27 protein-coding genes are annotated in these 23,552 nt (G+C 68.6%); 9 read left to right on the top strand and 18 right to left on the bottom strand.

From position 1 onward, the window contains the following. Window positions 1–19: 19 nt before the first annotated feature. The 4 genes from AB5J62_RS16365 to AB5J62_RS16350 are packed head-to-tail and all read right to left on the bottom strand — an operon-like array spanning window position 20 to window position 2,490. Complete coding sequence (locus AB5J62_RS16365) at window positions 20–775, bottom strand: YebC/PmpR family DNA-binding transcriptional regulator (protein WP_370949070.1); 756 nt, start codon at window positions 773–775, stop codon at window positions 20–22. A gap of 33 nt (window positions 776–808) precedes the next feature. Next, window positions 809–1,426, bottom strand: coding sequence for a pyridoxal 5'-phosphate synthase glutaminase subunit PdxT (gene pdxT, locus AB5J62_RS16360; protein WP_370949069.1), 618 nt, complete (start codon window positions 1,424–1,426; stop codon window positions 809–811). Window positions 1,427–1,483: 57 nt separating this feature from the next. Then, window positions 1,484–1,804, bottom strand: a complete 321-nt coding sequence (locus tag AB5J62_RS16355; RefSeq protein WP_370949068.1) for an AzlD domain-containing protein — start codon at window positions 1,802–1,804, stop codon at window positions 1,484–1,486. Continuing rightward, window positions 1,804–2,490, bottom strand: a complete 687-nt coding sequence (locus AB5J62_RS16350) for an AzlC family ABC transporter permease (protein ID WP_370949067.1) — start codon at window positions 2,488–2,490, stop codon at window positions 1,804–1,806. Before AB5J62_RS16350 ends, AB5J62_RS16355 begins: the two co-directional genes overlap by 1 nt. A 67-nt stretch (window positions 2,491–2,557) precedes the next feature. On the opposite strand from AB5J62_RS16350, the gene AB5J62_RS16345 reads away from it, so the two are divergent. Then, window positions 2,558–3,127 carry a helix-turn-helix domain-containing protein gene (locus AB5J62_RS16345; RefSeq protein ID WP_370949066.1) on the top strand — a complete coding sequence of 190 codons (570 nt, stop codon included), beginning with the start codon at window positions 2,558–2,560 and terminating at the stop codon, window positions 3,125–3,127. A gap of 83 nt (window positions 3,128–3,210) precedes the next feature. On the opposite strand, the gene AB5J62_RS16340 is transcribed toward AB5J62_RS16345, so the two are convergent. Then, on the bottom strand, window positions 3,211–3,675 hold the full coding sequence (locus tag AB5J62_RS16340) for a hypothetical protein (protein WP_370949065.1): 465 nt from the start codon (window positions 3,673–3,675) through the stop codon (window positions 3,211–3,213). 134 nt (window positions 3,676–3,809) lie between these two features. Between AB5J62_RS16340 and AB5J62_RS16335 the strand changes: the two genes are divergently transcribed. Together AB5J62_RS16335 and AB5J62_RS16330 are read left to right on the top strand one after the other, a co-directional pair. After that, complete coding sequence (locus tag AB5J62_RS16335) at window positions 3,810–4,667, top strand: LysR family transcriptional regulator (protein ID WP_370949064.1); 858 nt, start codon at window positions 3,810–3,812, stop codon at window positions 4,665–4,667. Between the two features lie 70 nt (window positions 4,668–4,737). Beyond that, on the top strand, window positions 4,738–5,721 hold the full coding sequence (locus AB5J62_RS16330; protein WP_370949063.1) for a Kelch repeat-containing protein: 984 nt from the start codon (window positions 4,738–4,740) through the stop codon (window positions 5,719–5,721). 29 nt (window positions 5,722–5,750) lie between these two features. Here AB5J62_RS16330 and AB5J62_RS16325 read toward each other — a convergent pair whose 3' ends face one another. Then, window positions 5,751–7,259 (bottom strand): peptide deformylase, encoded by a 1,509-nt coding sequence (locus AB5J62_RS16325; protein WP_370949062.1) that lies wholly within the window; start codon window positions 7,257–7,259, stop codon window positions 5,751–5,753. Window positions 7,260–7,406: 147 nt separating this feature from the next. Here AB5J62_RS16325 and tgmA point away from each other — a divergent pair, with 147 nt between their 5' ends. Genes tgmA through tgmC form a run of 3 tightly spaced genes read left to right on the top strand, consistent with a single transcriptional unit; the run spans window position 7,407 to window position 9,834 of the window. Then, complete coding sequence (tgmA, locus tag AB5J62_RS16320) at window positions 7,407–7,715, top strand: putative ATP-grasp-modified RiPP (RefSeq protein WP_370949061.1); 309 nt, start codon at window positions 7,407–7,409, stop codon at window positions 7,713–7,715. After that, the gene (tgmB, locus tag AB5J62_RS16315) at window positions 7,712–8,668 is read left to right on the top strand and encodes an ATP-grasp ribosomal peptide maturase (RefSeq protein WP_370949060.1); all 957 of its coding nucleotides are present in this window, start codon (window positions 7,712–7,714) and stop codon (window positions 8,666–8,668) included. Before tgmA ends, tgmB begins: the two co-directional genes overlap by 4 nt. Next, complete coding sequence (tgmC, locus tag AB5J62_RS16310; protein WP_370949059.1) at window positions 8,665–9,834, top strand: ATP-grasp peptide maturase system methyltransferase; 1,170 nt, start codon at window positions 8,665–8,667, stop codon at window positions 9,832–9,834. The genes tgmB and tgmC overlap by 4 nt, the downstream gene beginning before the upstream one ends. A gap of 65 nt (window positions 9,835–9,899) precedes the next feature. Here the strand turns inward: tgmC and pdxS are convergent, their stop codons facing one another. The 3 genes from pdxS to AB5J62_RS16295 form a co-directional block, all read right to left on the bottom strand. Further along, the gene (pdxS, locus tag AB5J62_RS16305; RefSeq protein WP_370949058.1) at window positions 9,900–10,802 is read right to left on the bottom strand and encodes a pyridoxal 5'-phosphate synthase lyase subunit PdxS; all 903 of its coding nucleotides are present in this window, start codon (window positions 10,800–10,802) and stop codon (window positions 9,900–9,902) included. 83 nt (window positions 10,803–10,885) lie between these two features. Beyond that, window positions 10,886–11,869, bottom strand: a complete 984-nt coding sequence (locus tag AB5J62_RS16300) for a DUF5937 family protein (RefSeq protein ID WP_370949057.1) — start codon at window positions 11,867–11,869, stop codon at window positions 10,886–10,888. A gap of 15 nt (window positions 11,870–11,884) precedes the next feature. Then, entirely contained in the window at window positions 11,885–13,300 is a 1,416-nt protein-coding gene (locus tag AB5J62_RS16295) for an FAD-binding oxidoreductase (protein ID WP_370949056.1), read from the bottom strand. A gap of 133 nt (window positions 13,301–13,433) precedes the next feature. On the opposite strand from AB5J62_RS16295, the gene AB5J62_RS16290 reads away from it, so the two are divergent. After that, the gene (locus AB5J62_RS16290; RefSeq protein ID WP_370949055.1) at window positions 13,434–15,542 is read left to right on the top strand and encodes an elongation factor G-like protein EF-G2; all 2,109 of its coding nucleotides are present in this window, start codon (window positions 13,434–13,436) and stop codon (window positions 15,540–15,542) included. Between the two features lie 95 nt (window positions 15,543–15,637). On the opposite strand, the gene AB5J62_RS16285 is transcribed toward AB5J62_RS16290, so the two are convergent. From AB5J62_RS16285 to AB5J62_RS16270, 4 genes are all read right to left on the bottom strand, one after another. Then, entirely contained in the window at window positions 15,638–16,132 is a 495-nt protein-coding gene (locus tag AB5J62_RS16285; protein ID WP_370949054.1) for a hypothetical protein, read from the bottom strand. A 23-nt stretch (window positions 16,133–16,155) separates the two neighbouring features. After that, window positions 16,156–17,859 carry an alpha/beta hydrolase gene (locus AB5J62_RS16280; RefSeq protein ID WP_370949053.1) on the bottom strand — a complete coding sequence of 568 codons (1,704 nt, stop codon included), beginning with the start codon at window positions 17,857–17,859 and terminating at the stop codon, window positions 16,156–16,158. Then, complete coding sequence (locus AB5J62_RS16275) at window positions 17,859–18,161, bottom strand: hypothetical protein (RefSeq protein ID WP_370949052.1); 303 nt, start codon at window positions 18,159–18,161, stop codon at window positions 17,859–17,861. The genes AB5J62_RS16280 and AB5J62_RS16275 overlap by 1 nt, the downstream gene beginning before the upstream one ends. A 169-nt stretch (window positions 18,162–18,330) precedes the next feature. Next, window positions 18,331–18,831: an XdhC family protein gene (locus tag AB5J62_RS16270; RefSeq protein WP_370949051.1), complete on the bottom strand. Its 501-nt coding sequence runs from the start codon at window positions 18,829–18,831 to the stop codon at window positions 18,331–18,333. 44 nt (window positions 18,832–18,875) lie between these two features. Between AB5J62_RS16270 and AB5J62_RS16265 the strand changes: the two genes are divergently transcribed. Further along, a complete protein-coding gene (locus tag AB5J62_RS16265; protein WP_370949050.1) occupies window positions 18,876–19,124 on the top strand; it encodes a hypothetical protein in 249 nt (82 codons plus the stop codon). Here AB5J62_RS16265 and AB5J62_RS16260 read toward each other — a convergent pair. The 5 genes from AB5J62_RS16260 to AB5J62_RS16240 all read right to left on the bottom strand — a co-directional run bounded on the left by AB5J62_RS16260 (window position 19,121) and on the right by AB5J62_RS16240 (window position 22,848). Further along, window positions 19,121–19,594, bottom strand: coding sequence for an NUDIX hydrolase (locus AB5J62_RS16260; protein ID WP_370949049.1), 474 nt, complete (start codon window positions 19,592–19,594; stop codon window positions 19,121–19,123). The genes AB5J62_RS16265 and AB5J62_RS16260 overlap by 4 nt on opposite strands. Next, entirely contained in the window at window positions 19,591–20,733 is a 1,143-nt protein-coding gene (locus tag AB5J62_RS16255; RefSeq protein ID WP_370949048.1) for a glycosyltransferase family 4 protein, read from the bottom strand. Before AB5J62_RS16255 ends, AB5J62_RS16260 begins: the two co-directional genes overlap by 4 nt. Beyond that, complete coding sequence (locus AB5J62_RS16250; protein WP_370949047.1) at window positions 20,730–21,638, bottom strand: phosphatidylinositol mannoside acyltransferase; 909 nt, start codon at window positions 21,636–21,638, stop codon at window positions 20,730–20,732. The genes AB5J62_RS16255 and AB5J62_RS16250 overlap by 4 nt, the downstream gene beginning before the upstream one ends. Beyond that, window positions 21,635–22,249, bottom strand: coding sequence for a phosphatidylinositol phosphate synthase (pgsA, locus tag AB5J62_RS16245; RefSeq protein WP_370949046.1), 615 nt, complete (start codon window positions 22,247–22,249; stop codon window positions 21,635–21,637). The genes AB5J62_RS16250 and pgsA overlap by 4 nt, the downstream gene beginning before the upstream one ends. 98 nt (window positions 22,250–22,347) lie before the next feature. Further along, the gene (locus AB5J62_RS16240) at window positions 22,348–22,848 is read right to left on the bottom strand and encodes a MarR family winged helix-turn-helix transcriptional regulator (protein WP_370949045.1); all 501 of its coding nucleotides are present in this window, start codon (window positions 22,846–22,848) and stop codon (window positions 22,348–22,350) included. Between the two features lie 98 nt (window positions 22,849–22,946). Between AB5J62_RS16240 and AB5J62_RS16235 the strand changes: the two genes are divergently transcribed. Next, window positions 22,947–23,492, top strand: coding sequence for a YceI family protein (locus tag AB5J62_RS16235; protein WP_370949044.1), 546 nt, complete (start codon window positions 22,947–22,949; stop codon window positions 23,490–23,492). The last annotated feature ends 60 nt before the right edge of the window (window positions 23,493–23,552 follow it).

Raw genomic sequence — 23,552 nt, 5'->3', positions numbered from 1 at the left:
AGTGTGCCAACAAAAAAAGTCAGCCGACTTCGGCCATGACCTCATCGGACACGTCGAAGTTGGCCCAGACGTTCTGCACATCGTCGCAGTCTTCGAGCGCGTCGATGAGCTTGAAAACCTTCTTGGCGCCGTCGACGTCCAGCGGCACGCTGACCGACGGGAGGAAGGTCAGGTCGGCCGAGTCGTACTCGAAACCGGCTTCCTGCAAGGCTTTGCGCACCGGCAGCAGGTCGGTCGCCTCGGAAACGATCTCGAAGTTCTCGTCGAGGTCGTTGACTTCTTCCGCGCCCGCGTCGAGCACGGCCATGAGGACGTCGTCCTCGGTCGCGTCGGCCTTGGGCATGATCACCACGCCCTTGCGGTTGAACATGTACGACACCGAACCCGGGTCGGCCAGCGAGCCGTTGTTGCGGGTGAGCGCGGTGCGCACCTCCATGGCGGCGCGGTTCTTGTTGTCGGTGAGGCACTCGATCAGCACGGCGACACCGTTGGGGCCGTAGCCCTCGTACGTGATCGTCTGCCAGTCGGCGCCGCCCGCTTCCTCACCGGCGCCGCGCTTGCGCGCGCGCTCGATGTTGTCCTGGGGCACCGAGTTGCGCTTGGCCTTCTGGATGGCGTCGTAGAGCGTCGGGTTGCCGTCCGGGTCGCCACCGCCGGTGCCGGTGCGCGCGGCCACCTCGATGTTCTTGATCAACCTCGCGAAGAGCTTGCCGCGCTTCGCGTCGAGGTTGGCCTTCTTGTGCTTCGTAGTGGCCCATTTGGAGTGGCCGCTCATCTCTCCTCCATCTGCAATGCGCAGCTGCTGCGCCTACGCCTCGCGCACGATTTCCACGAACAACCGGTGCACCCGCTCGTCCCCCGTCAGCTCCGGGTGGAACGCGGTGGCGAGCACCGCCCCCTGCCGGACCGCGACGATCCTATCGGCCGCCTCACCGGCCGACGGGGTGCGCGGCACGCGGGCCAGCACCTCGACGTCGTCGCCCGCCTTCTCGACCCACGGGGCGCGGATGAAGACCGCGGGCAACGGACCGTCCAGCCCGGTGAACTCCAGATCCTCTTCGAACGAGTCGACCTGCCTGCCGAACGCGTTGCGCCGGACGACGATGTCGAGCCCGCCGAGCTGCTGCTGATCGGGCCTGCCGTCGAGCGCCTGCTTCGCCAGCAGGATCATCCCGGCGCACGAGCCGAACGCCGGCATGCCGTCCGCGATGCGCTCACGCAACGGCTCCAGCAGCTCGAACGTCTCGAGCAGCTTCGACATGGTGGTCGACTCGCCACCCGGCAGCACCAGACCGTCCACTTCGGACAGTTCGCTGAGCCTGCGCACGCCGATGGCGCGCGCGCCGGCGTGCTCCAGCATCGCGACGTGCTCGCGCACGGCGCCCTGCAGAGCGAGCACACCCACCAACGGCCCAGCGACCGACACCCTGACCTCCCGAAGACCTTCCCATCACTCTAGGCGGTCCGCCCTGGTCACCGGCTGTCAGGGCACACCTGCGAGCCGCAGCAGCGCCGCGGTGGCCGCCGCCGCGACCACGACGGCGACGAACGGCGCCTTGCGCCAGGCCAGTACTCCCCCGACCAGCACACCGGCCGGGCGCGCGATACCGGCGAAGCCGTGGCCCTCCGTGAGCGCGGCGATGCCGACCAGCGCGGCCAGCAGCACGACCGCGGAGACGGTCATCAGTTTCTCCGCACGCGGGGACAACGTCAGCTTCGCGCGCAGCACCGGCCCGGCGAACCGGAACCCGAACGTGCCTGCGGCCAGCACGACCGCGGCGACGATCAGCGGCATCGTTTCCATCAGCTCATCACCTCCACCTTCTGGCGGTCCACTGCGGCGAACACGCCCACGAGCGCGAGCAGCACCGGCAGACCGGCGGGCAGGAACGGCGTGGTCAGCAGCGCGACGGCCACCCCGATGGCGACCGGCAGCCTGGTCGCCTTGTCCTTCAAAGAGGGCAGCACGAGCGCCAGCAGCACCGCCGGGAACGCCGCGTCCAAGCCGAACGCGTCCGTGTCGCTGATCGCCGTGCCCGCGAACGCGCCGGCCACCACGCCGACGTTCCAGCAGACGAAGAGCCCGATCCCGCACGCCCAGTACGCCGCGCGGCGTTTGGCCGCGTCCTCCTGCGCCAGCGCGAACGCGACCGATTCGTCGATCATCAGGTGGCTGCCCAGCATGCGGCGTGCCCAGCCCCGGCCGAGCGCGTCGCCGATGGCGAAGCCGAACGGCAGATGCCGCGCGTTGACCAGCAGCCCGGCCACCACGGCCGCGATCGGGTTGCCGCCGGAGGCGACGATGCCGACGAACATGAACTGGGACGCGCCCCCGAAGACCAGCAACGACAGCAGCATCGGGGCCCACACCGGGAAGCCGGAGCTGACCGAGATCGCGCCGTACGAAATCCCCACGATCGTGTCGGCGAGACAGACCAGGCCGATGTCCCTGGCGAGTCGCCGATCTAAAGTTCGCCAAATCGAACGCATAGCATCATATACTGAACACTTGGCACCCGTTCGTCAAGTCGAACGGAAAGACCGCTGGAGCGAACACATGCAGCACGAGCAGCCCAAGGGCGGCGCACCACTGGACGTGATCGCGGCGTCACTGCGCCGCGAGCGCTCCTACGCGGGCCTTTCTCTCACCGAAGTCGCCAAGCGGGCCAGCATCGCGAAGTCGACGCTCTCGCAGCTCGAGTCCGGCACCGGCAACCCGAGCGTCGAGACGCTCTGGGCACTCGCGGTCGCGCTGGACGTGCCGCTGTCGCGGCTTTTCGAGCCGCCGGTCCCGCAGGTGCGCCTGATCAGGGCGGGCGAAGGCCCCCAGATCTACTCGGAGCGCGCGCACTACCTCTGCACGCTGCTCTCGTCATGCCCGCCGAACGCGCAGCGCGACCTCTATCAGATCGTCGCGCAGCCCGGTTCGGCCCGCGTTTCCGAGCCGCACATGCGCGGCGTCATCGAGCACATCGTGATCGCGACGGGCCGCGCGCTCGTCGGCCCGCTCGACGACCCCGTCGAACTCGGGCCAGGCGACTACATCAGCTACCCCGGCGACGTCGCGCACATCTTCGAAGCACTGGAGCCCGACACCCGCAGCTTCGAGATCTCCGAACACCTCTGAGAACCCGGGATAAAGCGGGCTTTACTCCCGGGGATAAAGCCTGCTTTATCCCCGGGAGTAAAGCCCGCTAAACACCGCCCGGGTCAGCGCGTGAGGCTGGTGTAGCCCGAGGCGACGGGGTCGTGGGGACGCGGGTTGTCGAACACCGCGCCCCACGCCCGGAACGTGTAGTGCCCGCTCAACCCGGTGAACTTCGGCGTCCAGCAGCGGGTCTGCCCTGGCAAGACCTTGCCGTTGCCGCCGGAGCTGTCGCAGGTCACGTAGCTTTCCCACTTCCCGTCGCGGTAGCGCTCGAGGTAGCCCTGCCCATGCCGGCCGGACGACGGCGACCGGGTCAGCAGCAGAAAGGCCCAGTATCGGTAACTGCTGTCACGGCAGAGCTGGACGGCGCCCATCCCGCCCACCGCGGCGGAGGTGACGCGAGTGCCGTAGCTGTCGCCGTACTGGCAGTTCGGCGCGGCCTCGGCCTGCGCCGTCGCCGCGGGCGCCAGGCTCACCGCCGCGGCGATCGCGCATCCGGCCGCCGCCAAGATCCTCTTCATCGTCATGCGCGGCAGCCTCGCAGTGTGCCCGCCCAGATTCCGCCCAGGTCCACAAAGGACGCTACTTCGGCGAGCGACGCTAGGCGGACACGATGAAGTCCCGATGAAACCGCTGATCAGCGTCGGTACGCTGCGCGGTGATGGACTTGCGCACACTCCGCTACTTCGTCGCCGTCGCCGAAGAACGTCACTTCGGCCGCGCGGCCGCGCGGTTGCACATGAGCCAGCCGCCGCTGAGCCGGGCGATCAAGCAGCTGGAGACCGACCTCGGCGCCACGCTGCTCACCCGCTCCCCCGCCGGGATCACGCTCACCTCGGCCGGTGACGCGTTGCTGGAGCAGGCCAGGCTGATGCTGGACATGGCCGAGCGGACCAGGGCGCGGGTGGCGGCCGCCGACGGGCCGGGGGTGCTCGGGGTCGGGTTGCTGGGTGAGGGAGACGACGTCGCGGCCACCCGGCTGGCGGACGCGTTCCGGCGGCGCCATCCCGCGGTCGAGGTCCGCGTCAGGGAGGCCGATCTGACCGATCCCACCTGCGGCCTGCGGGCCGGGCTGGTCGATGTCGCGGTGACGCGGGCGCCGTTCGACCTGGCGGGGCTGTCTGTGCACGAGTTGCGGGCCGATCCGGTCGGGGTGGTGCTCCGCACCGACGATCCGCTCGCACGGCGGACCGGGCTGACGCTGGCAGAGCTGAAGGACCGCCGCTGGTTCCAGTTCCCGGCGGGCACCGATCCGCTCTGGCAGTCCTACTGGAACGGTGGCGAGCCGCGCGAGGGCCCTGTCGTGCGCGCGGTGCACGAGTGCAGGCAGGCCGTGCTGTGGAACGGCACGATCGGGCTGACCCCACTGGGGAACCGGCATCCGGCGGAACTGGCCGTCGTACCCCTGACTGACATGCAGCCCAGCCGGGTCGTGGTCGCCTGGAACGGGAACGACCCCACTCCGCTCGTCCGATCCTTCGTCCGGCTCGCCGTGGCCGCCTATCGCGAAGTGGGCTGATACCCGGACGGTCGGCGCCCTACGCCATCGGTATTGGCGCGCCGCCGAAGTGCCGGTCTCTACTGGGATCGTGAACGAACGACCAGTGACCACGTGGACCGAACGAGCACCACTGCCCGAGGCGCGCGCCGAGATCGGGGTCGCCGAACTCGACGGCGAGATCCACGTACTCGGCGGCACACTCCAGACGACCGGCGCGCCGAAATGGGCCTGCACCCGCAACACCGCCTACGACCCCTCCTCGGACACGTGGCGCGAACGGTCCCCCATGCCCGCGCCGCTGAGCCACGCCGGGGTCGCGGTGCTGGACGGACTCCTCTACGCCGTCGGCGGTTTCCTCGAGCCCGTCCACATGCGACCGCGCGACTCCGTGTTCGCCTACGGCCCCGCGACGGACACCTGGCACGTCCTGCCGCCCCTGCCTGAGGCGATCGGCTCGGTCGCGGTGGCCGCCGCGGGCGGGCTGCTGCACGTCTTCGGCGGGCGCACGTCCAGCCGGATCGTCGAGCTCGACACCGGCCCCGGCGGGCCCGAGCTGTCCGCGGGCTTCGGCACGGTGAACACGCATCGCACCTACGACCCGCGCACGCGAACATGGGCGACGGCCACGCCGATGCCCGGCCCCGCGCGCGACCACCAGGGCATCGCCGTGCTCGGAGACCGGCTGCACCTGTTCGGCGGCCGTCGGGAGGACATCGCCGACAACCTGTCCCGGCACGACGTGTACGACGCCGCGACCGGTACGTGGTCGGCAGCGGCGGAACTGCCCGCGCCCCGTTCCTCGGGCGCGTACTGCGTGCTCGACGGCAGAATCCTTTACGTGGGCGGCGAATGCTCCGCCAACGGGAACGCCGGCAGCTTCGACGCCTACTCGGACACCTTCGAGTACGACCCCGAAACCGACGCGTGGACGACGCTGGCGCCGCTGCCCGCGCCACGCCACGCGTTCGGCGCGGCGGCCGTCGGAGGGACCGCCTACTTCGTCGGCGGGGCGCCGAAATGCGGTGGCGGGGCGTCCACGACCGTGTTCGCCCTCACCCGGCCGCTCAGCTGAGAATCGACGAACTGGTCGCTCTCACCGATTCAGTATTTCCAGGTCGAGCCGGTGCCGCGGTACTGCTCCACCGGGATCGGCTCGACCCCGGCGCGCATTCGGTCGACGTAGAGCGTCCCATGCAGGTGGTCGACCTCGTGTGCGACGAGGCGGGCGACACCGCGGTCGAACATGGTGATCTTCGTCTGGCCGTCGATGGTGGTGTGCTCGACGTGGATGACGTGGGCGCGCGGGACCTGACCGCGAACGTCGAAAAAGGACAGGCAACCTTCGTACTGCTCGTCGAAGTCGCCTGCCTGCTCGATGATGGCCGGGTTGAACAGGGTGATCGCTTCGCCGTCCGGGGTCCGCACGATCGCGGCCGCGCGGTCGATCCCGATCTGCGGTGCGGCGATCCCCATGCCCTTACCGAAGGTGTGCGCCTGAGCGACGCGCTCACACGCCGAGTTCAGCTCGGTGACCACCCGGCGGGCGTCCTCAGCCTCGGCAGGCAAGTCGAACCGGCGTGCGACGCGCCGCAGCGCGGGGTCGGTGTCTTGCACGACACCGAGCGAGGCCATCACGACGCTCGGTGCGGGCGGCGGCCCGCCGGTCGCGCGGCCGCGGAAGTCCCATTCGAGGCGATAGCGAGCGTGGAGCGGCGGGTCCTCGCACGACCAGGAGAAGACGTGACGGTCGCCGGTGTCGTCGCGGCCGATCGCGGTGGCGAACGGCATGGCCTGTGCGGTCATCGACGTGTGCAGGCCCCACACCGCCGCCGACAGATCCGCGGGAAAGTCCAGGCACACCGACAGGGTGCGGGTCGGCAGCCGAACCGCGCGCTGGAACCAGTTCCCCCAGTGCGCCTCGCTGACGGTGTACTCGTACTCGATCCAGCAGGATTCCCCAGGATACAAGGGAAAATGCCCGTGCTCACCGGAGAAGAGGAGCCAGACTTCCTTGAAGGCGTCCCGGTCGTGGTGGGCAGCCCAGTCCATCGGGTTCGTGCGGCCACGGCCGTGCCACGCGCGCAGGCCGATCTCGTCCCAGGTGAGCGGGTTCTCGCTGTAGAGCCGATTGGAGCGCTCCGGATCGCCCGGATAACGGTCGACCGAGATGCGGATCAGGTAGCGGGTGATCGGCCCGGCCCCCTGGTTGACCAGGCGACGACGCTGGGTGAGCCGATAGACACCGTCCTCGTAGCGCAGGGTCGCGTCGTCGTGGTCGACCACCAGACTTCCCGTCCCTGCCACTGGATGGTCGGCTACCGGCGGCGCGGGCCGGGACTTGCCCGGGCGGTGAGTCTCGAAGCCGCGGTAAGCGGTGCGGAGGGCGCCACCGGCACGCAGCGCGACCTCTGCATGCCTGGCGAACGCCTCCGACGGGCGCTCGGTGCCGGAGAGCACCTTGGACACGTAGGAGCGGTCGTAGCCCATCGCCTTGGCCAGCGCAGCGCGGGAGAAACCGCGCACGTCTCGCCAGCGTTCGAGTTCGACGGCGAATACGTTCACCTCGGCACCCGGCTCGGCGGCGTCGGTGATCCTTGCCCTGTCCGTCATCGCTGCCGCCTCCGGAACAGGTTGTCGAGACCGTGAGTGTGCGTGTATGCACCGTGAGTCGGCACTCAGCCTAGCGGCACACCTAGAGGCCGCGGTGTTCTCACGGTAAGGCCGGGCGGCAAGCCCGGATGACCAGGAGGCACAGCAATGACCGACCTGCTCGGCTCCAGCCTGAACGACAATCCGCTGTCCAGTGCTCAGCTCCGCTACACCGTGCGGGTGCCGGCGACCTCCGCCGCGCCGGGCCAGGAGGAGACCCGACCGTTCGGTCTGCGATTCACGCAACTTGTACCGGCCCCGATCACCAAGCCGTTCTCCTACTGCCACGACCAGCAGGTCGCGGTCGACACCGACGGAAGGCCACTGATCGAGACCATGGGCAAGGAATGGAAGACGAAGTCCTCCACAGATGGCGACGAGGGCCCGGAAGAGAACTGGGGATGGGAAGAAGGATGACCGTTCTCATCCTCGCGCAGGAAGCCGACGCCCCGACCGACGCACTGGTGGCAGAGCTGAGACGGAGGAATGTCACGGTGTTCCGCGCCGACACGAGCTGGTTTCCGCGCCGGCTCGTGCTCGACGCGGAGCTCACCGGTGGCCGATGGACCGGCACTTTGTCCACCGGCCACCGCTCCCTTCAGCTGGGCGACATCCGCGCCATTTGGTACCGCGACCCATCCACATTCGTGTTTCCTCCCGAACTCACCGACGTCGAACGTACTTATGCGCACAGGGAAGCCCGGCTCGGACTCGGCGGTGTGCTCGCCGCGTTGCCGGACGTGCTGTGGGTGAACCACCCGAACCGTGCCGCCGATGCCATGTACAAGCCTCTGCAACTGGCTACCGCTGCGGCATGCGGGCTGCATGTCGTGCCGACACTGGTCACGAACTCGCCGGCTGCGGTGCGCCGTTTCGCCGGGCAACTGCCTGGCGAGGTAGTGCACAAGTCGTTCGGTCCCAACAGCATCACCGAGGGAAGCCTGCTCAAGGTCGCCTACACCCGGAGGTTCACTACTGCGGACTTGCGGGGTGTCGCGACGACGGCGCTTCAGGCGCAGGCGTGGGTAGCCAAGGGCGCCGAGGCCCGCGTGGTCGTCACCGGCGAGCGGATGTTCACCATCCTCATCAAGGCGAACTCAGCTGCCTCGTTCGAGGACTGGCGGGCTGATTTCGGTGCACTGACCTACGAGCTGATCGACACACCACCCGAGATCGAAGCCAGAGTTCGCGCGTACATGAAGGCGCTGGGCCTGACGTACGCGGCGCTGGACTTCGGCATCGAAAAGGACACTGGGAGACACATCTTCTACGAAAGCAACTCGTCGGGGCAGTATGGATGGCTGGAAGCGCAAACAGGAGCGCCGATCACCGCGGCGCTGGCGGACCTACTCGCTGGAGTGTGCTCGTGACGACCACCTTGGACACGCAGTGGCAAGATCGCGCCGCCGGACTCGCCGACACTCTCACCGAGCTGGGCAAGCTCACCGACCCCGACTGGCAGGCAGCGGTCCGCGCCGTCGCGCGGCACGAGCTCGTACCCCGCTTCTACACACAGGACACCTCCGGTGCCTGGATCGAGTCCGACACCAGCACCCAGCACAGCCGGATGGCGTGGCTGGACGCGGTCTACTCGAACAAGCCACTGATCACCGCGTTGCAGCGGGACACCGACCCCGTTCGGGTGCTTTCGTCGTCCAGCCAGCCCGGCCTGATGACCCGTATGCTCGAATCCCTCGACGTCCACAGTGGACACCAAGTGCTGGAGATCGGCACCGGCACCGGCTACAACGCCGCCCTGTTGTCCCATCGGCTCGGCGCGGGCAACGTGTTCTCGGTCGATGTCGAACCCGACCTGATCGATCTGGCCCGCACCCGGCTCGCCGCGCTCGGCTATACCCCTACCTTGGTCGCCGCCGACGGCGCGCTCGGGCTGCCCGAGCACGGCCCGTTCGATCGGATCATCGCGACCTGCGCGGTGCCGGCGGTCCCCTGGGCCTGGGTCCAGCAGCTACGGATCGGCGGCGTGGTGCTGACCGACCTGAAGGTCGCACACGGCGCAGGCAACCTCGTCCGGATCACCCGAACCGACACCGACCGCGCGGAGGGCCGATTCGACCCGACCTACGCCGCTTTCATGAGCCTGCGCCACCAGCCGGGCGGGCTGGATCGGACCGTGACCTGGGCGGCGCGCGACACCACCGTCGCCCACCGATGGACCAGTACCGTTGATCCGCAGACGCCGTGGAACAGCCTGGTGGTGTGGTTCCTGGCCGCGTTCGATCTCGGCCCGGACGTCTCGATCGGCTACACCGGGTCCGACACCACCAGCCAGCCGTCCGCTGTCACCCTCTCGACTCCGGATGGCTCCTGGGCCCAGATCGCCCTCGCTACGGCGGACGGGGCGCATCAGGTCACCGAAGGCGGGCCGCGGCGGCTCTGGCTGGCCGTCGAACGCGCGCACCAGCTCTGGAACCGGCTGGATCAGCCGGGCTGGGACCGGTTCGGGCTCACCGTCACCCCCGAGGCCCATACCCTCTGGTTCGACCATCCTGACGGGGATCACCGCTGGACCTGATCTCGCGGATCCCGGCACAGGCGTGCCTGCAACGGGATCCGCGACGACAGGATGGATCGTCCGGCTTACCAGCCGCGCTCGGCGAGGCGGTGGGGCTCGGGCACGTCGTCGACGTTGATGCCGACCATGGCCTCACCGAGGCCGCGCGAGACCTTGGCGATGACGTCGGGGTCGTCGTAGAAGGTGGTCGCCTTGACGATGGCCTCGGCGCGCTGGGCCGGGTTGCCGGACTTGAAGATGCCGGAGCCGACGAAGACGCCCTCGGCGCCGAGCTGCATCATCATGGCCGCGTCGGCCGGGGTGGCGATGCCGCCGGCGGTGAAGAGCACGACCGGGAGCTTGCCCTTGGCCGCGACCTCCTTGACCAGCTCGAACGGGGCCTGCAGCTCCTTGGCGGCGACGTAGAGCTCGTCCTCGGGCAGCGAGGACAGGCGGCGCAGCTCGGCGCGGATCTTGCGCATGTGGGTGGTCGCGTTGGAGACGTCGCCGGTGCCTGCCTCGCCCTTGGAGCGGATCATCGCGGCGCCCTCGTTGATGCGGCGCAGCGCCTCGCCCAGGTTGGTCGCGCCACAGACGAAGGGCACCGTGTACTGCCACTTGTCGATGTGGTTGGCGTAGTCGGCCGGGGTGAGCACCTCGGACTCGTCGATGTAGTCGACGCCGAGCGCCTGCAGCAGCTGCGCCTCGACGAAGTGACCGATGCGCGCCTTCGCCATGACCGGGATGGAGACGGCCTCGATGATGCCGTCGATCAGGTCGGGGTCGCTCATCCTGGCGACGCCGCCCTGCGCGCGGATGTCGGCGGGCACGCGCTCGAGCGCCATGACGGCGACCGCGCCCGCGTCCTCGGCGATCTTCGCCTGCTCGGCGTTGACCACGTCCATGATCACGCCGCCCTTGAGCATTTCCGCCATGCCGCGCTTGACGCGGGCGGTGCCGGTTTCGGGAATGGGCTGAACGTCAGTCACTGAAGTGGCCTTTCGAAGAGGGGGCTGTGCCGCCCAGTCTAGGTGCCACGTGGACCGCCGACCCAGGCCAGTACGCGACGATTTCAGCAGTCCACTTCGGGGCGGGCGGCCACCAGGCCGTCGGCAGCGGCGGTTCGCACATAGAGCGTCTCGCGACCTGCTTTATGGGCGCTGACCAGGCCCGCAGCCCGCAAAGTCGTCAGCTGTCCGCGCACCGCGGCCGGGGTCATGCGGGTCCTTGTGGCGAGCTCGGAAGTGGCCACCGGGGCGGCCAATTCCGTGAGCAACATCGCTCTCCCGCGGCCGACCACGGCGGCCAGTTCGCGGGACGCGGGCGCGCCACCGTCGTCCCAGAGACCCGCGAGACCCCGCGCCGGGTAGCGCACGACGGGCTGCCAGCGCGGGTCGGTCTTCGAATAGACCTTCGGCCAGGCGAACGCGGACGGCACGAGCACCAGTCCCCGTGTCCCGAGTGGATGGACGGCGTGCAGGTGCGCGTGTGCGACGGTCAGCGCGCCCTCGTGCCAGGCGACCATCGGTGAGAGGTCGTTGAGCAGGCGCTCGGCGCCGTGCTCGGCGAGCAGCTTGGCCCGGTGGAGCACGTCCGCCTCGAGCAGCGCGCTGATCCGCCGCCAGCACGGTTCGAGCACGAGTTCCCAATACGCCTCGATCAGCGACGCCAGCCGCTCCAGGCCCTTCGCCGGGTCGCGATAGAAGCGGGCCAGGCCACCGGAGCCGTAAGAGTCCATTGTGTCCAGATCACGCCGGACGACACGCGCGGGCACGTCACGCAGCACGTCGAGTTCGTGTTCCAGTTCCGGCAGCGGTGTCGACGGGGTCGGCGCGAGGAAACCGGGCAGCTGCCGCTCGGGCACCAGGTCGCGCAGCAGCCCGATGTCCAGTCCCGCTTGGGAAATCCGGCGCTGCGCCTGCTTGGCCCATGGCAGGTGCAGCGCGTGAGCCGCGGGTTCGGCGAGCACGCGCACACTCGCGACGCATTCCCACAGCGGGGAGAACGCGAAGCGAGTGTGCGCCATGTCCTGGGCGGTCAGCGCGAATTGCGGCACTCCGCCGAGTCTAGATCAATCCTTTGTAGACAGACCTTGCGGGAACGCGAATAACCCGTCCGGGTCATACTTCCCGGCGACCCGGCGCAGCCTCGGCAGGCTGCGGCCGTAATAGGCGTGCGCCCACTGCGGCATTTCCGGATCAAGGTAATTCACGTATCCGGTCTGCCCGGTCATCTTGCCGATTTCGTCGCGGACCTGGCCGACCTGGCGTCGCACGGTCGCCTCGTCACCGGTCGACGGGCCGACGTCGAGCAGGAATTGCGCGCTCGAAACCGCGTCGCGATGCGGGAACGCCGAGTCGCCGCGCGCGATCGCGCCGCCGAAGGTGTCGACGATCGTGTACATCCCCGGCGTCGCCGTCACGACGTCGGCGAAATGCCCCGGATCCGACAGCGGCGCGGAGATCATCCGCGACGCGCCCACGTACGCACCCCTGGCGTACTGACCCTTCCCGCCGCTCCAGCTCGGGCCGCACTTGGGCGCGGTGAAATCGCCGCAGCCGCCGTAATGCTCCATCGTCGCGAAATAGCTCAGGTTCTCCGCGGACCGCGAAATCGGCTGCGTGCCGACCCGCCTGATGAGATCGTCGAGGAACGGCGCGGCCGCGCTCGCGGAACCGACGAAACAACCTTCGAGCCCGAACGACGGCTGCACGCCGCCGGAAATCCCGATACTCGCCCATAGCTCGTCCGGCGTCGAGAGCACCCAGTCGTGCCACGCGGCGAGCACGGACGGCAACGTTTCGGGCGCGAACCCCAGCGCGAACACCGAGAGATCGCGGGCGGGCGCGGTGTCGAAGGTGAACGAGGTGACGATGCCGAAGTTGCCGCCACCGCCGCCACGCAGCGCCCAGAACAGGTCCGGTTCCGAGGTCGCCGAGACGGTCCGCAGCCGCCCGTCCGGCGTGACCACCCGCATCGAGACGACCCGATCGCAGGTCAGCCCATATTTACGGCCGAGAACGCCGATGCCGCCGCCGAGCGTCAGCCCGCCGATCCCGACCGTCGCGCACGATCCGGCAGGCAGCAGCCTGCCCGCCTTCGCGACCGCCGTGTAGACGTCGCCGAGCCGGGCACCCGCCCCGACGACCGCCCGCCCGTCCGGGCGAACCTCGATCGTGTTCAGCGGACCGAGGTCGACGACCAGGCCCTGATCGGGCGTCGAATAGCCGACATAACCGTGGCCGCCGCTGCGTGCCGCGATCGGGATGCCGTGTCTCGCCGCGAACTCGACGCACGCCTGGACGTCCTCCTGGCACGCGACCTTGGCCACCGCGGCCGGGAAATGGTCGTCGAACATGGTCATGAAACCCGTGCGGACGCCGTCATAGCCGGCGTCCGACGGTAGATAGAGCGGACCTTTGAGTTTGCCTCGCAGCCTGTCCCACCGCGACGGCGGCGCCGACGCGCCGCTTACGCCGACTGCCACGGCACCCGCTCCGGAAATCCGCAGGAATGTACGCCGATTGAATGTCATATCTCAGCCCCCTAGCCCCAGGTCTTGCCGCCGCCAGCATATCGGGTGTGTGATCGAGGGCACACTGCTCGATGAGGAGAGTGAAATGGCCGACAAACAAAGCAGGAACGGAGACTCCGGGGCCGCCGTCGCTGTGGACGATCCCGCGAAGGTGCGCAATGTAGTGCTGGTCGGCCCGTCGGGGTCCGGCAAGACCACCCTCACCGAGGCGTTGCTGGCCGCCTCGGGCACCGTGAACAGGGCCGGTTCGGTGGTCGACGGGACCACCGTCTGCGACCACGACCCCGCCGCCGTGCGGCAGCAGCGCTCGGTCGGGCTGGCCGTGGCTCCGGTGGTCCACAACGGTTACAAGATCAATCTGATCGACACGCCCGGGTACGCCGATTTCGTCGGTGAGCTGCGCGCCGGCCTGCGCGCCGCCGACGCGGCACTGTTCGTGGTGTGCGCCGCCGAAGGCGTCGACGCGGCCACGATCGCGCTGTGGGAGGAGTGCGCGGCCGTCGGGATGCCCCGCGCGGTCGTCATCGCCAGGCTCGATCACCACCGCGCCGACCCGCAGGCCGAGATCGCCGCCTGCCAGGACGCGTTCGGCGCCGGCGTGCTCCCGCTCTACCTACCGGCGGGCAACGGCCTGGTCGGGTTGATCACGCAGCGGTTCTTCGACTACTCGGAAGGGTTCCCGCCGAAGATCACCGACCCCGACCCCGCCGACCTGGACCGGATGACCCAGGCACGCAACGAGCTGATCGAGGGCGTCATCGCCGAGAGCGAAGACGAGACGTTGATGGACCGTTACCTCGCGGGTGAGGAGGTGCCGGAGGCGACGCTCATCGCGGACCTGGAGACCGCCGTCGCGCGTGGTTCCTTCCATCCGGTGATCCCCGTCTGCTCGACCACCGGGCTCGGTCTCGCCGAGGTGCTCGAAGGCATGATCAGGGCGTTCCCGTCCCCGCTGGAGCACCCGTTGCCCGAGGTCACCGCACCGGACGGCACCCCGCACGCGACGCTGACCACCGACCCCGACGGCCCGCTGGCAGCCGAGGTAGTCCGCACCGCCGTCGACTCGTACGTAGGCCGGGTTTCACTCGTCAGGGTGTTTTCCGGGACGCTGCGGCCGGAGCGGCCGGTGCACGTGTCCGGGCACGGCCTAGCCGAACGCGGCCACGAAGACCACGACGCCGACGAACGCGTCGCGCACCTCTATTCCCCGCTCGGCGCGAACCTGCGTGAGGTCCCGTTCTGCGTGGCGGGCGACCTCTGCGCGCTGACCAAGGTCGGCTCGGCCGAAACCGGCGACACGGTGTCGTCACCGGACGATCCCCTGCTCATGAAGCCGTGGGCGATGCCGGAGCCGCTGCTGCCCGTCGCGGTCATCGCGAAGACCCGCAGCGACGAGGACACGTTGGCGCGCAACCTTTCCCGCCTCGTCGCAGGCGACCCGACGCTGCGTCTCGACCGCAACGCCGAGACGAACCAGCTCGTGCTGTGGTGCATGGGCGAGGCTCACGCCGACGTCGTGCTGTCCCGCCTGCGCGCGGGCGGCGCCGACGTCGACACGGAGCCCGTCCGCATCAGCCTGCGTTCGACCTTCGCCGCGCCCGCGCGCGGCCACGGCCGCCACGTCAAGCAGTCCGGCGGGCACGGCCAGTACGCCGTGTGCGACATCGAGGTCTCCCCGCTCCCCCGCGGCGGCGGCTTCGAGTTCGTCGACAAGGTGGTCGGCGGCGCGGTCCCCCACCAGTTCATCCCCAGCGTCGAAAAGGGCGTCCGCGCCCAGCTCGCGCGCGGACTGGTCGACGGTCACCCGGTCATCGACGTCCGCGTCACCCTCGTCGACGGCAAAGCCCACAGCGTCGACTCCTCCGACGCCGCCTTCCAGACAGCGGGCGCTTTGGCTCTGCGTGACGCGGCCGCGAACGGCCGGGTCTCCCTGCTCGAGCCGCTGGACGAGGTCGCGGTCCGCCTGCCGGACGAACACCTCGGCAACGTGCTCGGCGACCTGTCCTCACGCCGAGGCCGCGTCATGGGCACCGAGGCCGACGACGGCGGCCGCACGACCGTCCGCGCCGAAGTCCCGGCAACGGAACTGATCCGCTACGCGATCGACCTGCGTTCCCTGACCTCGGGCACGGCGACGTTCACCCGCCACCACGCCCGCTTCGAACCCATGCCCCAGGGAGCCGCCGCCCACTGACCCCAGCTCGTGAAAGCCCGAAAGTGGCTTTCGTCAGATCGCATCTGACGAAAGCCACTTTCGGGTTATTGCCAGGTACTCGGCCGGGGCCGGGCTCAGGCCTTGGGCTGAGGTGTGCCGTTCGGCCAGACGCAGGGCGAGGACGCGTCGATCGACAACCGGCCGTCCGGCGTGGCTTTGATCGACATGGTGAACTCGGTGTGACTGTTCTTGGCGTTCACGAACATGTCGCGCGGGCGGCTGTCGGACTCGATGTTCCAGCCATGCGCTGTCCACCAGTTCTTGACGGCGTCGACGTAGTCGTCGTTCTTCGCTCGATCGATACCGTCGATCCAGTAATCGACGGCGATCTCGGTCCGGCCGTCGGGCTTGCCTTGTGTGTCCGTGCAACCAAGCGGGAGTGAACCGCGATCGATCAGCTGGAATCCGGTCGGTAGCGATGCCGTGGTCGCTTCCCGCACATGTTCTGCCGCTTGAGCTTTCGCCTGAGCGGCGGTCATCGTCGGGTCCATGGTTTCGTCTCCGCACGCTGTGAGGGTGGCCAGCGATGCCACAAAGACCGCCGTGATCGTGGCCGACGTCGTCATCATGGCTCTGGTCCTGGTCCGATTCATCAGGTTGGTGCTCGTCCCGCGATGACCTCGCCCATCCCGCGCAGTGAGGTGGATCCCCGGTTCCAGTAGTCGCTGTGCGAGGTCGCCGGGTTCGTCATGTTCGATTCGAAGACGTCACCGCCGAATCTTCGGTCGGCAGGGTCGGGTCCAAGCGGATCGACACTGTCGGCCATCGGGTTGTGGATATTCGTGAGATGGCCGATGGGGTCGGTGAGCGCGATGGTGGAATGCACGTGTGAGGGGACCTGGTTCTGACTGACGCCGTCGAGATGCAATTGGCTTGCCTGATCGACGCCTACCCCAGGGCTGGCCACGAAAACGACATTCCCGGTATTGAGACCCAGATCCCGCGCGGCGTGGCCGACCACCGTGGTGCCGTAACTGTGTCCGATGACAGTGCTGTTCATGGGGTTCTTGGGATCATGGCTTGCCGCCAGCCCGTCCTGGAAACGATCCAATCTCGGCGCTCCGCCGTCGGCGTAGTCCGTACTGCCTGCCGCGGGCAGACTTTGCGGGGCGTCGTAGCCCGCCCAAGTGATCACGGAGGTCGATCGGGACCCGGCGTCTTCGGCCGCGCGCACCATGAGGTCGGATCGGTTGATGTCGGTCGCCATTCCGTCCAGCCCGGCGAACGTGCCAGGTACGTAGGTGGCGACGTTGGCCGCGGTGTCCGGATTTCCGATGGCGACGATCGCTTGGCCGACGTTGTCGCCGTTGATCCCCAGCAAGTAGGCCGGTGGCCTGCCGGGTATCTCCGGCTCAAGGCGTTGGCTGACTGAGTCGATGCCACGAAGCTTCTTGTCGAGCGTTTCGAGGTCCGCCTTGAGACGGTCGAAGGCGAGCCGATCATTGAGTTTGAGCTCTCCACTCGGCAAGCGCGGAAAATCGTCGATCTTCTTCTGGAGCAGATCGCGTTCGTGCTGAAGGCGTGTGCGAGCGCGTTCCATCAGCGTGCGATTGGCGATATCGCGTTGCACCGCCGAAAACCCATCTCGCGGGCCGACGAGTTCCGGTCGATCCATCGCAAGCCTGGTTCGCTGGCCTTCGCTGAGTGTGGCCCAGTAGGCGGCGTTCTGGGCGACCGTCGCACCCTCAGGTGGTGGGGCGGGGATCGTCAACGAACCCACCGCGTCTCCGGCGTTGGCCGCCGCGGCGAGGCTGGTGTGCTCGTTGTCATTGGCGGCCGCGTCGATGGTGTGTCCGGACAGAATGCGGTCGAGCACGACGCAGAAATCGTCGTCGACGTCGGTCGCGCTGCGGATCACCTGGTCAATGCGGTCCCTAAGTTCCGCCGCGATCTTCTGCCGGTCTCGCGCAACGGCTTGCTTTTGATCGTCCGGAGTGTCCGGCGGCGGCCCGTTGTCGACGATCGCCCCGCTGTCGGCGATGGTGAAGTGGTGAGACGTGGCGAGGCCTTCGACCTCCACCACACCGTGGACGACACCGCTGATCGCGTCTCCGGTATCGCCGACGCTCCGCCTGCCTGCCGCGATCTCGGCGGCGTACTCCTCCAGGCCGTCGATAATCTGGTCGACCTGGCCGGCCGCGGCGCTGGCAGCGTCGCCGCGCCACCCGTCCGGGGTGTTGATGTCTCGCAAGTCATCCGACAGCGCGACGATCTTGTTGTATGCGTCGTTCATCGGGCCGACCGCACCCAGCAGCGGACCGGGCGCCCAGCGCTTGACCTCTCCCCACACGACCATCAGCTTGGCCTCGGGCCTGCCGTCGTCGACACTTTGACGCTCAGGTCGTGCGCAGCGACTTCCTCGTTGCCGCTGTAGAGCCGTACGGCTTTTGCCATGTTCACCGAGTGCTCGTCCAATGTGCCGACGAACCCTCTCTCACGTCCCCGCCAGGCCTCGATCACAGCGGCCAGCTTGGGCACGGACCGCGCACCTGGCATTCCCGCGTCACCACCGGGCAAGGTCGCCGAGCAATCGACACCTTGCAGGCCCCGTGCCACCCGTTCCGCAGCCTCACCCGTGTGTTTGATCTTGTCGATCATGACCTCATAACCCGACACTGGGCCTCCCTCCCGTAGCCAGTTGATTACACTACGCGAGCACCAGAACGGTTTTCAATCTCCCGAACGAACGTCAAGCATGCCTACATATACGGTCGCGGAGGGTTACTCAGCGGCACGCACGCGCAATTACTCAGCCGGGCCCGCCATTTCAGAATGAGAAGCCTCCAGGGCGGGCGTTGCGGTCGGCGATGAGCCCCGCCAGTGTCGCGATGGCGATTTCAGGCGGCGTGCGCGAGCCGATGTTCAGGCCGACCGGCCGGTGCACCCTGGCGATGTCCGAGGTGGGAACGCCCAGCGCGGTGAGGGCCTCGACGTGCGGCCCGGGGTGGCGCGGATTGCCGAGCACGCCGATCCAACGAGACGGCCCCGCGAGTACGTCGCGCAGCACGGTACCCAGCTCGGGGCGGTGATGGTCGGTCACCACGATGTCGGCGGTGTCATCGACTTCGGGAGCTTTCGAGAAGACTTCGACGTCCTCAGGGAATGAGCGGTCAGGATCGGGCTCGAAGAGCACCGGGCGGTAGCCCAGATCACGGCCGTACGCCAGCAGGAAACGCGCGACCGGCGAGGCGAAGACGGCGACCAGTGTTCGCTGCTCCACCGAGGGGGCGGCATTGCCGTGTGCTACTTCGCAAGAGGAATCGGCCATGCGGGCTAGTGTGCCACCACCAGAGGCTCACTAACGTTTTATGCATGCGAAAAACACTCGCCACCGCAATGGCGATCACCGTGTCCTTGCTGAGCGCTCCGCTCGCTTCCGCCACTGAGACAAGGGATTTCCGCGGTGACGGAGACAGCAGCTTCGGCCCGGAATTCGCGTTGATGTACGCGCGCTGGGACGCCAAAGCAAAGTCAGACGAAGCCGGTTTCACCGATTGCTTCGAAGCCGAGAAACACGTCTGGGCCTACAGCGCCTGGGTCATCAGACGCTGCACGCGTTAGACGTCGGGTTCGGCGATCTCGAAGTAGACCGGGTGCGGCGCCGTGCCCGCCAGCTTGAAATACCGGACCTTCCGACGCCGGCGCAACGCGAGCGTGTCCCGGACAGCGTCGTTGTACATACGACGCGCGATGACAACCCGGTGTTCGGCATCGGTCAGCTCGTCGGCCAATGCGACAGGCAGCCCGCCACGGTCGATCTCCGCCAAGCGCAGCGTGAGGTCGTTCTCCTCGAACTCGCGTTCCGCCCGCGGGGCGGCTTCGGCGCGCTCGGCCAGCGCGTGCAGACCGGGGAAGCCGTTCAACGAAGCGACAGTCCGGGCGACGACCGCGCGGCGGGCGAGTGCGGCGTCGAGGGCGAGCCAGCCTGCGTCGAGGCGGACGTGGAGGCGGTCGAGGCGGTTGGCCGTCGCGACCAGGAACAGGCCGCCGAGCACGAGAATCGCCACGATGAGCGCGATCAGCCAGGTCACGAGAACTCCCGCTCACTCTCACTCACGTGGCGCGGGTCGGCCGCGACCGCGGTCTCGTAGACGCGCAATACCTGGGTGGCGACCACGGACCAGTCGAAGATCGCGACGCGCTCCCCCGCCGCCGCGGCCAGCGACAGGCGGCGCGCCGGGTCTTCGAGGAGCTCGCGCAATGCCGAAGCGAGTGCGACCGGGTCGCCTGTTTCGGCGAGGACGCCCGCGCGACCGTCGTCGAGTACGCGGCGGAAGGAGTCGAGGTTGCTGGCCAGCACTGGGGTTCCGGCCGCCATGGCTTCGGTGAGGATCATGCCGAAGCTCTCGCCGCCGGTGTTCGGCGCGCAGTAGACGTCGACGCTGCGCAAGGCGCGAGCCTTCATTCCGTCGTCGACTTGGCCGAGGAGCTCAAGATGGGGCGCGAGCGCGGGGCCGGCCTCGCGGCGCAGCTCGTCGGCGTCGCCTCGGCCGACGACCAGCAGGCGCAGTTCCGGGAATTCGGGCAGCAGCAAGCGAAGTGCCTCGAGAAGGATGCCCATTCCCTTGCGTGGCTCAGTGAAGCGGCCGACGAAACCGACTGTGCCGCCGTGCCTCGGGTAGCCGTCGAGTGGCTTGGCCGTGGCGAAGAAGTCCGTGTCGACGCCGTTCGGGATCTCGACCGCGTCCCCGCCGGCATGCTCGACCTGGACGCGGCGCGCGAGCGCCGATACCGCGATGCGCGCGGTGATCTTCTCCAGCAGGGGGCGCAGCACCGGCTGGAAGGCGGCGAGCGTGCGGGAGCGGGTGGTGGCCGTGTGGAACGTCGCGACGATCGGGCCGTCCGCGATCTTCAGTGCCAGCAGCGAAAGGCTGGGCACCGCGGGCTCGTGCAGGTGCAGCACGTCGAAGTCGCCGTCGTGCAGCCAGCGCCGGACGCGGGCGTAGGACACCGGGCCGAACTGGAGGCGGGCGACCGAACCGTTGTAGGGGATGCCGAGTGCCTTGCCTGCGGGGTGCACAAAGGACGGTACGTCGGAGTCCTCGTCGGCGGGCGCGAGCACGGACACGGTGTGGCCGCGGTCGATCAGCACCCTGGCGAGGTCGACCACATGCCCCTGGACGCCGCCGGGCACGTCGAACGAATACGGGCAGACGATGCCGATCTTCATGTGCCCAGGCTGACTCGGTGCTCGGCCTCGAGGTCGGCGATCCAGAACTTCTGCAGCATGTGCCAGTCGGTCGGATGGGCGGCGATGTCGCCGGCGAAGATGTCGGCCAGCGCCTGCGTGGCGGCGGGCACCTCCTCGCGCGCGTTGACCCTGATGCGCGGGTGCAGGCGGATCTGCCAGCCGTCGTTGGTGAACCAGCAGCCCGCCGGGATGAGCGCGGCGCCGGTCGCCGCCGCGAGCCGCGCCGGGCCGCCTGGCATGCGGGTCTGCTCGCCGAAGAACTTCACCGGGACGCCGGAGTTGGTGAGGTCGCGGTCGCCGACCAGGCAGATCGCCTTGTTCTCGCGCAGGCGCTTGAGCAGCACGCGCATGGCCGCGCTGTCGCCGGTCAGCGGCACGATCTCGAAGCCGAGCGACTCGCGGTAGGCGACGAAGCGCTTGAACAGCGACTCGGGCTTCAGCCGCTCGACGACCGTGGTGAACCCGCCGAGGTAGTCGGCGAGCCAGACGCCGGCTGCGTCCCAGTTGCCGCTGTGCGGCAGCGCCATCACCGCGCCGTTGCCCTCGGCGAGCGCGGCGTCGAGGTTTTCCACGCCGGTGATCAGGCCCGCGACCTTGCGGCTGACCTCCTTGTGGTCCATCGACGGCAGGCGGAACGACTCGTGCCAGTACCGGGCGTACGAGCGCATCGCGCGCTTGGTGAGCTCGTCCAGCTCGGTCGCGTCGGCCTGCGGGACGACCCTGGCCAGGTTCTTCCGCAGCTGCTGGACGCCGGCGCCGTCGCGGCGGGACGCCAGGTCCGCGCCGAGCGAGAACAGCCCGGAGCCGGTCGACTCTGGCAGCATCTTGGCGAGCTGCCAGCCTGCGGCGTAGCCCCAGTCGGCCAGGCGTCCAGCGAAGCTCATGCTTTTTTCGCCTCCCTGGCCGCCTTCGCCACCGCGGCCATCCGTTGCAGCAGCGTGACCACCGAGAGCGCCGCGAGCAGCCAGAGCGAGATGTCCACGGTGTACGGGACGCCGAACCCGTGCAGGCCGGTGCCGACCAGCGCGATGATCAGCCGCTCGGCCCGTTCGACCAGCCCGCCGTCTGCGGAGAAGCCGGAGGCCTCCGCGCGGGCCTTGACGTAGGAGATGACCTGCGCGAGCACCAGGCAGATCAGCGCGGCCGCGGCGGCGGGGTGGTTGTCGTCCCGCGCGAAGCACCACCAGGCGATGGCGGCGAACAGCGCGCCGTCGACCAGCCGGTCGCAGGTCGCGTCGAGCACCGCGCCGAACGGGGTGCCGTAGCCGCGCGCCCTGGCCATCGCGCCGTCGAGCAGGTCCAGCATCGCGAAGCCCCACACGGTGAACGTGCCCGTGAGCAGCCAGCCATTGGGGAAGAACACCAGCGCGCAGACGATCGCGCCCGCTGTCCCGATCACGGTCATGGCGTTCGGGGACAGGCCGAGGCGCACCAGCGCCTTGCCGATCGGATCGGTGACGCGGGAGACGGATTCACGCGCGAAGATGTTGAGCATTATGCGAGGGGCACCTGGCTGCGGGGGAAGGTGGGCGAAGGCAGCCTATCCATTGGCACCGACGGTGCTGACACGCTGGTGGGTGCCCGTGCGTTCGCTCACTCTGCTTCGGCGGCTTCCATGGCCGCCCTCGCGGCCTCGCAGCGCGGTGAGAGGTTGCTGCGGATCGCCCTGCTGATCTCGCCGAGCGTCTTCACCTGTTCGGGGGTCAGCGGGTCGAACAGGCTCTCCCGCACGGTCTCGACGTGGCCGGGCGCGGCGGCTTCGAGCGCGGCGAACCCGCGGTCGGTGAGGATCGCCCACGCGCCGCGCTTGTCGCTGCCGCACGACTCGCGCCGGACCCAGCCGTTCGCTTCGAGCCTGGCGACGGCATGGGACAGGCGGCTGCGCGACGCCTTGCGCGCGTCGGCGAGTTCGCTCATGCGCAGGCGCCGTCCCGGCGCTTCGGACAGTGCGACGAGCACGCCGTAATACGTGTGCGGCATGCCGGATTCGTGCTGCAGCTGACCTTCGATGTGCGCCATGAGCATCCCGGTGGCCGCGCTGAACTCACGCCAGACGTTCTGCTCGTCTTCGCTGAGCCATCGGGTTTCGGACATGTGGTCCATGATACCCCTAGTTGAGCTCTCAACCAGATCGCGCTATGGTCGTAGTTGAGAGCTCAACCAACAGACTTTTCACCAAGGAGCAACCAGCCATGAGCGCACCGACTCAGATCCCCGGCTACGTCACCGGCACCTGGGCCATCGACACCGCCCACTCGGACGTCGCCTACAGCGTCAAGCACCTGGGGATCGCCAAGTCGCGTGGCAACTTCACCGGCTTCGGCGGCACGGTCGTGACGGCGGAGAACATCCTCGACTCGCACGTCACGGTCGAGATCGACGCGGCCTCGGTCGCCAGCGGCAACGGCCAGCGCGACGACCACCTGAAGACCGGCGACTTCTTCGACGTCGCGAACCACCCGACCATCACCTTCCGGTCGACCGGCATCCGTGAGGACGGCGACGACTACAAGATCGACGGCGAGCTGACCTGGCGTGGCGTGACCGTCCCGGTCACCCTCGACGCGGAGTTCAACGGCATCAACCCGAACCCGTCGAACAACAACGTCGACACCATCGGCGTCTCCGCCGCGGCCACGGTCAACCGCCGCGACTTCGGCGTCGGCCCCGAGGGCAACGCCTTCCTGTCCGAGAAGGTCAAGATCGAGATCGAGCTCCAGGCCGCGCTGCAGGCCTGAAGCCCCGCGATAAAGCGGGCTTTACTCCCCGGGATTTAGCGGGCTTTACTCCGGGGAGTA

Source organism: Amycolatopsis sp. cg5 (assembly GCF_041346955.1).
Lineage (GTDB): Bacteria > Actinomycetota > Actinomycetes > Mycobacteriales > Pseudonocardiaceae > Amycolatopsis.
The sequence above is the reverse complement of the archived record's forward strand: the minus strand, read 5'-3'. Positions and strand labels throughout refer to the sequence as shown.

Bases quoted from the DNA above. Each gene is read 5' to 3' on its own strand.
- AB5J62_RS16365 (WP_370949070.1), bottom strand. From the start codon at position 775: ATGAGCGGCCACTCCAAATGGGCCACTACGAAGCACAAGAAGGCCAAC.
- AB5J62_RS16355 (WP_370949068.1), bottom strand. From the start codon at position 1,804: ATGGAAACGATGCCGCTGATCGTCGCCGCGGTCGTGCTGGCCGCAGGC.
- AB5J62_RS16350 (WP_370949067.1), bottom strand. From the start codon at position 2,490: ATGCGTTCGATTTGGCGAACTTTAGATCGGCGACTCGCCAGGGACATC.
- AB5J62_RS16345 (WP_370949066.1), top strand. From the start codon at position 2,558: ATGCAGCACGAGCAGCCCAAGGGCGGCGCACCACTGGACGTGATCGCG.
- AB5J62_RS16340 (WP_370949065.1), bottom strand. From the start codon at position 3,675: ATGACGATGAAGAGGATCTTGGCGGCGGCCGGATGCGCGATCGCCGCG.
- AB5J62_RS16335 (WP_370949064.1), top strand. From the start codon at position 3,810: ATGGACTTGCGCACACTCCGCTACTTCGTCGCCGTCGCCGAAGAACGT.
- AB5J62_RS16325 (WP_370949062.1), bottom strand. From the start codon at position 7,259: ATGACGGACAGGGCAAGGATCACCGACGCCGCCGAGCCGGGTGCCGAG.
- tgmA (WP_370949061.1), top strand. From the start codon at position 7,407: ATGACCGACCTGCTCGGCTCCAGCCTGAACGACAATCCGCTGTCCAGT.
- tgmB (WP_370949060.1), top strand. From the start codon at position 7,712: ATGACCGTTCTCATCCTCGCGCAGGAAGCCGACGCCCCGACCGACGCA.
- AB5J62_RS16290 (WP_370949055.1), top strand. From the start codon at position 13,434: ATGGCCGACAAACAAAGCAGGAACGGAGACTCCGGGGCCGCCGTCGCT.
- AB5J62_RS16285 (WP_370949054.1), bottom strand. From the start codon at position 16,132: ATGATGACGACGTCGGCCACGATCACGGCGGTCTTTGTGGCATCGCTG.
- AB5J62_RS16280 (WP_370949053.1), bottom strand. From the start codon at position 17,859: ATGGTCGTGTGGGGAGAGGTCAAGCGCTGGGCGCCCGGTCCGCTGCTG.
- AB5J62_RS16275 (WP_370949052.1), bottom strand. From the start codon at position 18,161: ATGATCGACAAGATCAAACACACGGGTGAGGCTGCGGAACGGGTGGCA.
- AB5J62_RS16270 (WP_370949051.1), bottom strand. From the start codon at position 18,831: ATGGCCGATTCCTCTTGCGAAGTAGCACACGGCAATGCCGCCCCCTCG.
- AB5J62_RS16265 (WP_370949050.1), top strand. From the start codon at position 18,876: ATGCGAAAAACACTCGCCACCGCAATGGCGATCACCGTGTCCTTGCTG.
- AB5J62_RS16255 (WP_370949048.1), bottom strand. From the start codon at position 20,733: ATGAAGATCGGCATCGTCTGCCCGTATTCGTTCGACGTGCCCGGCGGC.
- AB5J62_RS16250 (WP_370949047.1), bottom strand. From the start codon at position 21,638: ATGAGCTTCGCTGGACGCCTGGCCGACTGGGGCTACGCCGCAGGCTGG.
- pgsA (WP_370949046.1), bottom strand. From the start codon at position 22,249: ATGCTCAACATCTTCGCGCGTGAATCCGTCTCCCGCGTCACCGATCCG.
- AB5J62_RS16240 (WP_370949045.1), bottom strand. From the start codon at position 22,848: ATGTCCGAAACCCGATGGCTCAGCGAAGACGAGCAGAACGTCTGGCGT.
- AB5J62_RS16235 (WP_370949044.1), top strand. From the start codon at position 22,947: ATGAGCGCACCGACTCAGATCCCCGGCTACGTCACCGGCACCTGGGCC.